The sequence below is a fragment of the Solirubrobacter ginsenosidimutans genome, from assembly GCF_027587205.1.
Genome location: NZ_JAPDOD010000074.1, coordinates 22,420 through 34,301 on the forward strand (window position 1 = coordinate 22,420; position 11,882 = coordinate 34,301).

The following is an 11,882-nucleotide window of genomic DNA, read 5'->3' on the forward strand; positions in this document are numbered from 1 at the left end:
GCATCGCGCAGGTAGCGGCGGTTGGCGGGGATGGCGATCGCCATTTGGAATTGCGGTGGGTAGTCGCGGATCGGGACGCACACGATCTCAGCGGTGGTCTCGACGAACGATCGCGGTAGCAGCCCGACGGCGAGTCCGTGGCGGATGAACTCGAGCATGGTCGCGGTGTCGTTGAGCTCGTAGGTGACGGTGCGGGTCACCCCCGCTGCGTGAAGCGCGAGCGGGCGGACCCAAGCGCGAAGAGCGCGTTCGCGTGTGTAGTACATGCCCTGGGTGCGACCAACGGGCAGGCTGGGGCGAGTCGTCAGTCGATCAGCGAGATCACGATCTTCCCGGGGAGTTCCCCGCGATGCTTGCGCTGGATCAGCCCGGCGGCGTCATCGAGCGGGCACCGGTGGCCGACGATCGCCGTCAGCTCGCCCGCGTCGACCTTGCGTGCGAGTTCCGCGAGGCCGGCCCGGTCCGGCTCGACGACGAAGTAGACACCCTGGTCGCCGACGGCCTCCGGGGGCTGCTCCACGATCGAGACCACCCTGCTGCCCGCCTTGGTACGGGCCAGGGCCTCGCCGCCGACGGTGTCGAACACGACGTCGGTGCGGGGGAGTTCGCCGAGATCGTCCGCTTCCAGGTCGAAGAACGTGTCGGCGCCGAGGTCGGTCGCCAAGCCACGCACGCTCGCGCGGCCGGTTGCAGTCACATGGGCGCCCGCGAGATGGGCGAGTTGGACGGCCAGCGCCCCGACACCGCCGCCGGCGCCGTGCACGATCACGGACTGGCCGGCCGACAGGCCGCCGTGAGTGAACAGCCCCTGCCACGCCGTCAGCCCGGACAGCGGGAGCGTGGCGGTGGCGACGTGGTCGGCGCCCTCCGGCTTGCGGGCGAGGTTGCGGGCCTCGACGGCGATGAACTCCGCCGCGGCTCCGTCCCGGTACCAGTCGGTCAGCCCGAAGACCTCGTCGCCGACGGCGAGCTCGGCGACACCGAAGCCGACCGCGGCGACCGTTCCAGACACCTCGTGGCTCGGGATCGTCGGCGTCCGCGGGCGGCCGAGCCGATCCTCCCACGTCGACGGCCAATCAAGTTCGCCGGGCGTGTATCCGGCGGCGTGGACTCGCACGAGTACGTCACCGGTGCCGATCGGTGGGACCGGCGCCGTGTCGACGGCAAGCTGTTCGGGACCGCCCGCTGCGGCGGCGCGCAACGCGCGCATGGAAGTCGGGAGCTGGGACATGGTCCGTCACGCTAGAACGCGGGCGAGAGGACGCGGCTCGGCCGGAAGGTCCGCTCTTTACGGACCATCGAGACGCGCGGCTACCGCTCGTCGGCCTCGAGCGTGACCGTGCCCGTCGCGCCGTCCCGCTTCGCCTGCTCGACCCGCGCGGCGCCGTTCGTCGTCGCGGCTTCGGCGGTTGCGATCGCCAGTGCACTGTTCGCGGCGCATCCGCCCAGTCGCCGGTAGGCCTCGAACCTCCGGTCATCGAAGAACTGGTCCAACGTGCTGTGGTGGGGAAAGACTCCGTCTTCCTCCTGGTAGTTGGCGAGGTCCCAGGGCGAGTCTTCGGTGACGACGCTGCGGACGTAGATCAGGCGCCCAGGTGTGGCATCGCGGGGGTAGCGCACCGTGCCCTTCGCACACGCCGCCTTGGCGCGCAGCGGCGGCGTCTTGCTCTCGGCGAGCAGCTTCGTGTGCTCGTCCATGTCGATCTCGATGTTCAGTTCGGTGCGGGCGAGCGCGATCGCGTCACCGAGCGCGTTGGTCGTGGAGCCGCCGCCGGCGTCGAAGCAGTAGATCGTCCGGCATCCGCGGCGCAGCAGCTCGACCAGGCCGAGGTTCTCGTAGTGCCCGCCGTCGCTGACATAGAGGAACTTGTCGTCGAGCCGGTTGCGGCCCCACAACTCCTTCCAGAGATACTCCGGACGCGGCCGGTGCCTGAGGCTCACCTTGTCGCGGCCGCGCGGTGCCAGCGACTCGATCTTGTCGCCGCCGGTCTTCTTGTTCTCCTCGTTGACATGGCGCGGGTTGGGGACCCAGACGCCGAGCCTGATGTTCGCCAGCGCGAGCAGGAAGCTGAGCGGGCGGTAGGTCAGCTTGCCCATTGACGGAGACAACGCGGCTCCCGACATCGCCACCGCGGCGGGGAGGGTGACATCGCGCCGGCGATTGCGTCCCAACTGCTCGTAGACCTTGGTCTCTGTCGCGCCGGTCAGCGGGCCTCCGACGGCCGTCGGACTGAAGGTGAAGCTCGCCACGGCGCGGCCGGGAGGCGTTGCTCCGGGGTCGGACACGTTGGCCGCCGCGCAGACGATCAACATGGGCCAGCGGGACAACGACTTGGCGGGGTCGGCATCCGGCTCAGGCGGTGCGATGTGCGACTCAGACAGCTCGACCATCGTGTCAAACGGCCGCTCTTCAGCGATCGCCTTCCCGTTCGCTTCGACCTGGTCGTCCTCCGACGGCGCTCGCGCCTCGTCGCCGTTCTCGTCGTGCCACACGCGGCGCAGTGCGAAGGCCGTGGAGAGCCTGCGGCGGTAGAACGGATGGAGCGACACGGTCGTGAGGTCGATGCTGATCCACATCGCGATGCGCGCGATCGCGGCGAGGATGAGCACGGTCTGGCCGGTCGCCGTATCGCCGACCGCGACCAGGACGCCGAGCACCGCGATCGCGAGCAGCAGAATCGGGCCGGCGAGCGTCACGACGACCGCGATCACTGCGTCGCGTACGGGCTTGGCGTATTTCCCGAGCTTGCGCTCAGCGTTTGCGAGCGCTTTCTGCTTGTCCTTCACCTGGCCGCGGACGTGCGAGATCGCGGCAAGCGCGAGCGCGCCCATCGACGAGAGGGCGGTTCCGATCGAGCCCTGCACCGCGCTGGTCGCCGAGTTGTCGGTCCCCAAGGAGGCGGCCCAGGCGGCGAGCGCAGGTACCACGATGAACAACGTGGCCAAGGCGCAGGCGAGCACGAACAGGCGGACCTCCCAGGTTCGAGCGAACGCCCTCAGACGCTCCTTCTTCGGCCGCCAGAGTACATCGAGCATCGCGAGCGTCAGCGAGAGCCCAGCCACGGAGACGACCGCGAGCAACGGCCCGAGCGGAAGGTGGAACGTACCGTCCTCCAGGTGCTGATACGGACCGTTGGCCAGGAGACCGGCCACGAGCCCGAGGATCAGCACGGGAAGCCCGATCAGCAGGACGTTCACCGTCAGGCCGGCGACCATGCGCAGCCCGAGATAGAGCTTCGCCGTGCCGTCCGGCGCGAGATAGCCGAGGTGGTTGCGCAGGTACAGCTCCTCCGGCGAACCGGGATGAAACGGCGGGGCGTGATCCGTGACCAGTCTGGGATCGGAGTCGTCGGCGTTGGGCGTCCCACTCCAGCGCTTGGCGATCATGCAGAAGGCCGCCGCGATGTACGAGCCACCCGACACCGCGGACAGGTACTTGACGTCCCCTCGGGTCTGCGTGTCCGCGAGGACGACCTGCAGCGCGCCGAGATTGAACGCCGCGGATCGGATCCCGCCGCCGGAACAGCAGACGCCGATGCCGTCGTGAGGCGCCTCGTAGAGCCCGGTGTAGCCCGGCGTCGGTTCCTCGCGCACCCCGTAGAGCAGCCAGCGCCGTCGCGCGCCGCCGGACCGCTTGGTGCGACCCCAGCCGCCGACGTGGTCAAGCATCCCTTGGTCAGCACGCTCAAGCGTCGCCTCGGTATCGCTCATGGACCGACGCTACGCCCCGCAGCGCGTGCAAGTCAAGTTCAGTGATCAGGGTCTACATACTGCCGCGACTGAGCTCGATGTCACTGCAGGACGGACGCGCCGGCGATCAGGTGTAGCGCAAGTACTGCCCCACGGCCTCGGTGATGATCCAGTCCGGCACTTGGCCGATGTCGACGACGCCCCGCGCGACATTGTCGATCAGTCCGCGGGCATCGCTCAGCTGCATTGCCTTCTCCTGCGCGAGCTCGGTCTGCGCTTTGGAGTCGCCGAGCACATCGATCTCGAGGTTGCTGAGCACGTATTCGCGGACCTTGTCGGCCACCCCGTGCACGACCTCCTCCTCGTCCGCATCGTTTCCCCACGCCTGCAGCGCGGCCTTCCCGTGGTGCATCGCAACCTCGGCACCGAGCTCGGTGGCCGCGCTGTAGACCGCCTTGCCCTTCGCGTTCTTCCAGCGAGTCACGATCGCATCAAGGTCCGAGAACGTATGCACCTCATTGAGCGCCTTGTGCATCGCCATCTGCGCGGTATTGAGCGCGCTGTTGGTGCTGCCCCGGCCCGCCCACAGGTTGCGCGGATTCCCGTTCATCACGAAGAGGCCGACCTTGAGGACCTCCTCGTCGGTCAGGTCACCGTCGCCGGCGCCGGACCGCTGGCGGCCCGACACGACGTGCTGGAAGGCTTCGGCGAACGCCATGCCGGATACGGGATCGGGAGGGGTGGAGAACGCGTTCCGCATCGGTTGGATGACCGCGTTTCTCTGCGCCGCGTACGCCTTGGTGACGAACTCGCGCATCGTGTGCCACGCCAGGATGTGCCGTCGGTGCTGTCCGGCCTTGACGGGGATGTTCTGCTGCGTGAAGAGCGGGAACGCCGGCCGTCCGGTGATGCCCTCGCCGGACATCTCGACCGTGCCGAAGCCCGAGCCGCCGCTGCTGCTCTCGATGCCGGCGTGCCAGCGGACCGCGTCGGTGGCGATGCGGTGACGGTTGGGCTTGTCGTTGCTCAATTGCGCGAGCGCCTTGAGCCTCGCGACAACCTTCTCGGCGTCGGCGTCGAGCTCGTCGTCGACCGTGCCGCTGAACGCCATATCGAACGTGCCCTGGCTCAGCACGTACTTGATCGCGGTCGTCCAGTGCGGGTCCCACTCGGGATCGGCGCTGCCTGCGGAGACGATGTCGGTCATGTACTGGCGCGGCGTGACGGGCTTGCGCTGGAGCTGCGCACGAGAGAGCAGCCGCGTCACGGCCTGGTTGCCCATCGTCCGCTGGAGTGCATCGATCTCGTGCGGCGTGCGGACCCGCTGCGGCTCTGGCTCGGAGTGCTCTCGGCGCCGCTCCTCGCGCTCGATCCGGTCATGCATGCCGGCCAGCCTGCTCGGACAGAGCCGTGCTGCGCAAGCCGCCGAGCGGTGCGCACCCTGCGCGTCACGTCGCGCCGCAATCAGGATCGTCAGCCCACGGACTCGAATTCGGGGGACTAGGACCGTCGGATGAGCTCCACGACCGGGATCAAGCGCTTGGTGCGCAGCTGGTAGGAGCCGAACGACGGTTGGTGGGCGACCACCCCGGCGAACAGGCGATCGCGGTCCTCGCCGGAGGTGATCACCGCGGTCGCATCGAAGGTCTCGCCGTCCATCTCGACCTTGACGCGGGGGTCGGCCTTGATGTTGTGAAACCACGGCGGGTTCCGGTCGGCGCCGGCCATCGAGGCGACGACGACGAGGCGGCCGTCGACGTGGTGGAAGGCGAGCGGCACGGTGCGCTTCTGGCCGGACTTGGCTCCGGTGGTCGTCAACAGCATGAGGTTGCGTTCGAGGTTCCCCGGGACCTTGTGGTCGTTCTGCCGGAAGTACTCGATCAGCGCCTCGTTGAACCGCCGTGTGCGTGACGCGGAGGGATCCCAGGCGGACGTGCCGGGTCCGCTGGGCGACCGGAGCTCGTCCGTCAGGGCTTCAAGTTGCTGGTTGTTGAGCTCGATTTTGGACATCCCAACGCAGGTAACCGTCCAGGCATGCATGGTCCAACGGCCGTCCGCCCGGTTCCGGCTCGTCCGCAGGCCATCTCGCCATCGAGGCGGTTGTCCGGTACGGTTTGAACGCGCGTCGTGACTGGCGCCTCGGGTGGAAGTGACCACCGGGAAGCGGCGCGCTCCTGACGCCGCGCGCCTGGGCACCGAATCCGACCGTTCGGAGGTGCCCGTGCCCACCGTCCTTGAAGCCGCCGACGCCCGTGTCGCTGAACTGCTCGCCGCCGAGCAGACGCGCCAGCACGACACGCTCAGCCTCATCCCGTCCGAGAACCACGTCTCACCCGCCGTGCTCGCCGCGACCGGGTCCGTCCTCACGAACAAGTACTCGGAGGGCTACCCGTCGCGCCGCTACTACCAGGGAAACCTCGTCATCGACGGCGTCGAGAGGCTCGCGGTGGAGCGTGCGCAGGCGCTCTTCGGCGTCGAGCACGCCAACGTTCAGCCGCTGTCGGGGGCGCCCGCGAACCTCGCCGTCTACGCGGCCTTCCTGGAACCGGGTGACACCGTGCTCGGCATGTCCCTCGACGCCGGCGGGCACCTCACGCACGGCTGGGGCGTGTCGGTCACGGGCCGCTGGTTCCGCGCCGTTCGCTACGGCGTGCGCCGCGAGACGGGCGTGATCGACCTCGACGAGGTCCGCGAGCTCGCCTTGCGCGAGCGGCCGAAGCTGATCTGGTGCGGCGGCACCGCGATCCCGCGCACGATCGACTTCGCGGGGTTCGCCGCGATCGCCGAGGAGGTCGGTGCCGTGCTGGCGGCCGACGTCGCCCACATCGCGGGCCTGATCGCCGGCGGCGCGCACCCTTCCCCCGCGGGGCACGCCGATGTCATCGCGACCACGACGCATAAGACGTTGCGCGGTCCGCGTGGCGCGATGCTCATGTCAGGCGACAAGCACGCACGGGCGCTCGACCGCGCGGTCTTCCCCGGCCTGCAGGGCGGCCCGCACGACCACACGACGGCCGCGATCGCCGTCGCGCTGCATGAGGCCGCGCAACCGGCCTTCGCGGAATACGCCCGTGCGATCGTCGCCAACGCGGTGGCGCTAGCGGACGCGCTGATCGAGCGCGGCTACGACCTCGTCTCGGGCGGCACCGACAACCACCTGTTGCTCGTCGACCTCACGGCCCAGGACGTCGGCGGCCGGGCGGCCGCAGAGGCGCTCGAGCAGGCGGCGCTCGTTTGCAACTACAACACCGTCCCGTTCGATCCGCGCCCGCCACTGGACCCGTCGGGCATCCGTCTCGGCACGCCCGCGATCACGACCCGCGGCCTCACGCCCGACCACATGGCCGACCTAGCGCGCTGGATCGACGAGAGCGTCCAGGCCGCCGGCCGGGAGGACGCTGCGGCGCTGCAGCGCATCCGCGGCGAGGTCGTCGAGCTCGCCCGCGCGTTCCCGCCGCCGGCCTAGCCCGGGCACGCCACATCGAGACGGGGCGGCGGCCTTGACTTGTCGCGGTGAACGGACGACTGTGTCCGGACGTCGGCAACTCCGTGGTCCATGCAGAGGAGAGCTCGATGAGAAGAGGACGCACACCGCTTCCTGAACTGCTGCACGCGGTGGCTCGCTCGCTCGGAATTGAATGGGGTCAGGGCTCAGTTCGAGGTCTTCGCTGCCGTCACGCGACTTCGGCCACGGAGGGCACTGACCGCGGTTAACCCCAACCCGAGGAGGACACGTCCATGTCCGCTCCGCACGCCAGAGGCCGTATGCGCAGGAGAAGGAAGGCGGTGTTCGTCGTCGCTGTCGGCGCTTGTCTGGCCGCGGCGCTGGCCGTCCTCGTCGGCCAGGGCGCCCTCGCTTCCGCACACCCGGGCAACGCTCCGTGGCTCGATCCGCACAAGCCGATCCAGGCGCGGGTGAACGCCCTGCTCGGTGCGATGACCTTGCCCGAGAAGGTCGGCCAGATGGACCAGCAACTGGTCGACAACTTGACCGGTCCGTCCGGCGGATGCGGCAGCCAGGGCTGGGCGCAGCTCAATCAGAGCTGCATGAAGACGTGGCTGGTCGACAACAACACGGGCTCGTTGCTCGCGGGCGGTACCGACAATCCGCCGGATACCACCGGCCACGGCGGCAGCGGTAACACCGGCTACGACTGGGCCAACGAGTACAACCTGATCCAGCAGTACGCCATCCAGAATTCGCGGCTGCACATCCCGGTGATCTTCGGGGTTGACGCAGTGCACGGCTTCGGCCATCCCTGGCAGGCGCCGCTCTATCCCCAGTCCATCGGCATGGGCGCCACCTGGGATCCGCCGGCGGCTCGCGCCGGCGGCGTCGCGACCGCCCAGGCGGTTCGCGCGACCGGCTGGAACTGGGTCTTCGCCCCAGTCCAGGATCTGGCCCGCGACAACCGGTGGGGACGGACCTACGAGACCTGGGCCGAAGCGCCGGTGCTCGCGACGGCAATGGGCGGCGCGAACATCGGAGGCATGCAGGCGCCCGGTCCGGCCGGCTCGCTCGGCGTCGCGGCGACGGTCAAGCATTTCGCCGGCTACTCGCAGTCGATCAACGGCCACGACCGCAACGAGGCGCTGCTGCCCCTGAGCTACCTGCAGAGCGTGATCCTTCCGTCCTACGCCGGCGGTATCGACGCCGGGGCTGGGACGGTCATGGCGGACTCCGGTTCCATCAACGGCGTTCCCGCCACCGGGTCGCACTACCTCCTGACCGACATCCTGCGCAACCAGTTGCACTTCCAGGGCGTCGTGATCAGTGACTATCAGGACGTGCAGGCATTGCAGACCGCGTACCACGTCGCGGCCACCCCGGCGGAGGCGATTGCCAAGGCCGTGAACGCGGGTGTCGACATGGCGATGTACGTGACCGGCCCGGATCAATGGCAGACCGCCATCCTCCAGGCCGTCCAGTCGCACATGATCTCGATGGCACGGATCAACGAGGCAACGCGGCGGATTCTCACGCTGAAGTTCCAGCTCGGCCTGTTCGACCAACCGTGCGTCAGCAACCCGAGCAGGCCGTGCGTCGACGCCAACGCCGCCAACGCGGCGGTCACCGCTGGGCGAGCCGGGACGCTCACGGCAGCGCAGGAGTCGATGACCCTGCTGCGCAACCAGAACAACACGCTCCCGCTCTCTTCGTCCGCCAAGATCGTCGTCACCGGTCCGAGCGCCGACTCGATGACGAACCAGCTCGGCGGGTGGAGCGTCAGCTGGCAAGGCGTGTTCGGTGCCGGTCACGTCTGCTGCATGGGTCTGCCTGACCAGATTCCCCCCGGTACCACGGTGCAGAAGGGGATTCTGAGCGGCGACCGCAACGCCGTGTACGTGCCGGACGGCGCCACCGCCGCGAACACGCCCGCCGACGCCTACGTCGTGGCGGTCGGTGAGAAGGCGTACGCCGAAGGGCTGGGCGACAACCCGGCGCCGCAATTGCCGCCTGACCAGAAGGCTCTGATCAAGGCGCTCGAGGACACCGGCAAGCCGGTGATCGTCGTCGTCATCGCCGGACGTCCGGTCGGCCTGGGGCCGGATGCCGAGAACGCGAACGGCATTCTCATGGCCTACCAAGGCAGCACCGAGGCCGGCCAGGCGGTCGCCGACGTGATCTTCGGCAAGATCAACCCCAACGGCAAGCTGCCGATCAGCTGGCCGTCCGACGCCGCCGCACCGGGAGGGGACTTCGACGGTTCCGCATTCTCACCGCTGGGCGACCAGCCGAAGTTCTTCGACCAGCTCCCGGGCACAGGATCCGGGCAGGGGCACGCCTACAACCCGCTCTACCCGTTCGGGTTCGGCCTGTCCTACACGACGTTCACGGCGAGCGGCCTCTCGGTGACCGCGAATGTCTCCCGCCGAGGCACGGCGACCGCGACGTTCACGGTCAGCAACACCGGAACTCGTAGCGGGACCGACATCGTTCCCGTCTACGTGTCCCAGCCGGTCAGCAGCGTGATCGTGCCTCCGCAGAGGCTGGTCGGATTCACGCGCGTCACGCTCGACGCCGGCCAGTCCAGGACCGTCAGCGTCGAATTCCCGGTGTCGACACTGGCCGAGACGCAAGGAGACATCGACGCGTCCGGACCACCGACCGTCGAGCCCGGCAACTATGTCGTCCAGTTGAACAACAACGTCACGACGCCGTACGACGTCGCCGCGTCAGCACCCTTCACCATCCGCTGATTCACGATCGCTGGATCGCCGCGCCAACGCTGGCGCGGCGATGCCGGTCGCCCATGGCAAGACCGTGCCGAACTGGACGAGCTCGCCGTAATACGTGGGGTCGAAGCTCTCGGCGAGCACGAGTTCGACTGGCCAGGACGCCGCTTCGGCCGGGGTCTGGGCCTCGCTCATGTCTGCGAACCAGGGGCGGGAGGCGTCGGTGTCGATCAGGCCCGGGCAGAGCGCCATGAGGAGCTTGCCCTCGGCGAGATCGGCGGGGCGTCGCGTCCGGGCTACAGCGCGGACGGCGGCGACCTGGGCGACCTTGGACGGGATGTTCAGCCAGCTGCCGTAGCCCTCGGCTTCGGCGCGGCCGTCGTGGACGGCCCGCCGCCACTCGGCGACGAGGGCGTCGACGGCGTCGAGGCTGTCGGCGGCGGCCGCGGCGAAGCGATCGGCGATACGGGCGTCGAGCTTGTCGAGCGTTCCGAGTGCGCTGGCCACGACGATCAGCCGGCCGCCGCGTCGTAGGCGTGGGGCGAAGGCGCGGAGCATGTGGCTGGTGGCGAGATTGCTGGTCTCGGCGAGGGCATCGACCTGTTCGGCGGGATCGTCGTCGGGCGTCATCCGCGACGTGGCGTTGGAGAAGACGATGTCGACCTCTCCCAGCTCAGCCGCCAGGTCCGCGATGGCGTCGCCGTCGCGGACGTCGAGCACGCGGCCTTCGACGCGGGCGATCGGCTGGGCCTCGGCGACGGCGGCCACGGCGGCTTGGACGCGTCCCGGGTCGCGGCCGGTGAGCAGGACGCGGTCGTGCGGCGCCATGCGAGCGGCCAGCGTCTCGACCAGCGCGAGGCCGAGGCCTTGGTTGGCGCCCGTGACGAGGGCGATGCGGGGGTCGGGCATGACCTCAAGCTAGCCGCGTCGACCCCATGCCGATGGCGACAATTCGGCACAGCTACCATGCGTCATACGCATGGCCACGGACTTCTCGCCGACCGGGTTGCGGGTGTTGCGCGAGGTCGCGCAAGCGGGCTCGTTCTCGGCCGCGGCACATTCGCTGGGCTACACGCAGTCCGCGGTGTCCCGGCAGGTGGCGGCGCTGGAGGCCGTCGCCGGGCGCCGGTTGTTCGATCGCAGTCGGCTCGGTGTCGTCCTCACGCCGGCGGGATCGCGCCTGCTGCCCCGCGCGATCCGGGTGCTGGACGAGCTCGACGCCGCCGTGCGTGAGACGGCCGGCGAGGTTGTCGCGGGTGGACCGGTGCGGCTGGGAGCGTTCGCCACGGCGGCCGCGGGGCTCGTGCCGACGGCGCTGGCCTCATTGCCTCAGGACCCGAACGTCACGCTGCGCGAGGGGACCACGCCCGCGCTCACTCGTGCGCTGCGAGCGGGCACGCTCGATCTCGCGATCCTCGCCCAAACGCCGCCGTTTCGGCCGCCGGACGCGGAGTCGCCGCCGCTTGAGCTCACGCTGCTCTCGGAGCGCGAGCTGGTTCTCGCGGTGTCGTCGAACCACCCGTTCGCGAGCGCCCGAGCGGTCGAGGTCGATCAGCTCAACGGCCAGATCTGGGTCGCGAGCCGCTCCGACGCGGGCGACTCGCTGCTCGGGGTGTGGCCAGGACTGGCGGAGCGTCCCGACGTCCGCTTCGTCGTGCGCGACTGGCTGGCCAAGCTCCAGCTCGTGGCCGCCGGGCTCGCCATCACGACGCTTGCGCCGATCGCTCGTGAGGTCCTGCCCGACGGCGTCCGGGTCGTCGCCGTGCGAGGCGAGCCACAGGAGACGCGGCGCCTGGTGCTGGCGCGGTTGCCCGGCCCGCTCGGCGGCGCCACCGCTCGCGTGGTCGACGCGCTGATCGCCGCCGCGCGGGCGTAAGCCCGTTGCATCTCACCGGGTGCTGATCTACCGTTGGACGTGACTATGCCCACCATTTCACCAACCTCATCTACTAATGGACATCGTCCTTCGGGGGAGACCTCGGAGGCTCGGATTGCCAAGGCCTTGGCGCATCCGC

At 69.4% G+C, this 11,882-nt stretch carries 8 protein-coding genes, 1 pseudogene and 1 riboswitch; of the genes and pseudogenes, 3 read left to right on the top strand and 6 right to left on the bottom strand.

What is annotated here, in order from left to right; all coding sequences use genetic code 11:
• Window positions 1-26 precede the first annotated feature (26 nt).
• The 5 genes and pseudogenes from OM076_RS47055 to OM076_RS41020 all read right to left on the bottom strand — a co-directional run.
• Window positions 27-266 (bottom strand): annotated as a pseudogene (locus OM076_RS47055) (LysR substrate-binding domain-containing protein); the annotation flags it as partial.
• A 38-nt stretch (window positions 267-304) separates the two neighbouring features.
• Window positions 305-1,231, bottom strand: coding sequence for an NADP-dependent oxidoreductase (locus OM076_RS41005; RefSeq protein ID WP_270045992.1), 927 nt, complete (start codon window positions 1,229-1,231; stop codon window positions 305-307).
• A gap of 80 nt (window positions 1,232-1,311) precedes the next feature.
• Window positions 1,312-3,711 (bottom strand): hypothetical protein, encoded by a 2,400-nt coding sequence (locus OM076_RS41010; RefSeq protein ID WP_270045993.1) that lies wholly within the window; start codon window positions 3,709-3,711, stop codon window positions 1,312-1,314.
• Window positions 3,712-3,817: 106 nt separating this feature from the next.
• A complete protein-coding gene (locus OM076_RS41015; RefSeq protein WP_270045994.1) occupies window positions 3,818-5,074 on the bottom strand; it encodes a hypothetical protein in 1,257 nt (418 codons plus the stop codon).
• Window positions 5,075-5,190: 116 nt separating this feature from the next.
• Window positions 5,191-5,700: a nitroreductase family deazaflavin-dependent oxidoreductase gene (locus tag OM076_RS41020; RefSeq protein WP_270045995.1), complete on the bottom strand. Its 510-nt coding sequence runs from the start codon at window positions 5,698-5,700 to the stop codon at window positions 5,191-5,193.
• A 107-nt stretch (window positions 5,701-5,807) separates the two neighbouring features.
• Window positions 5,808-5,891, top strand: a riboswitch (ZMP/ZTP riboswitch).
• A 14-nt stretch (window positions 5,892-5,905) separates the two neighbouring features.
• On the opposite strand from OM076_RS41020, the gene glyA reads away from it, so the two are divergent.
• Window positions 5,906-7,156: a serine hydroxymethyltransferase gene (gene glyA / locus OM076_RS41025; RefSeq protein WP_372518141.1), complete on the top strand. Its 1,251-nt coding sequence runs from the start codon at window positions 5,906-5,908 to the stop codon at window positions 7,154-7,156.
• A 320-nt stretch (window positions 7,157-7,476) separates the two neighbouring features.
• The gene (locus OM076_RS41030) at window positions 7,477-9,891 is read left to right on the top strand and encodes a glycoside hydrolase family 3 N-terminal domain-containing protein (protein WP_270045997.1); all 2,415 of its coding nucleotides are present in this window, start codon (window positions 7,477-7,479) and stop codon (window positions 9,889-9,891) included.
• Here OM076_RS41030 and OM076_RS41035 read toward each other — a convergent pair.
• Window positions 9,868-10,776, bottom strand: a complete 909-nt coding sequence (locus tag OM076_RS41035; RefSeq protein WP_270045998.1) for an SDR family NAD(P)-dependent oxidoreductase — start codon at window positions 10,774-10,776, stop codon at window positions 9,868-9,870. The genes OM076_RS41030 and OM076_RS41035 overlap by 24 nt on opposite strands.
• A 70-nt stretch (window positions 10,777-10,846) precedes the next feature.
• On the opposite strand from OM076_RS41035, the gene OM076_RS41040 reads away from it, so the two are divergent.
• Complete coding sequence (locus tag OM076_RS41040; protein WP_270045999.1) at window positions 10,847-11,743, top strand: LysR family transcriptional regulator; 897 nt, start codon at window positions 10,847-10,849, stop codon at window positions 11,741-11,743.
• Window positions 11,744-11,882 lie beyond the last annotated feature (139 nt).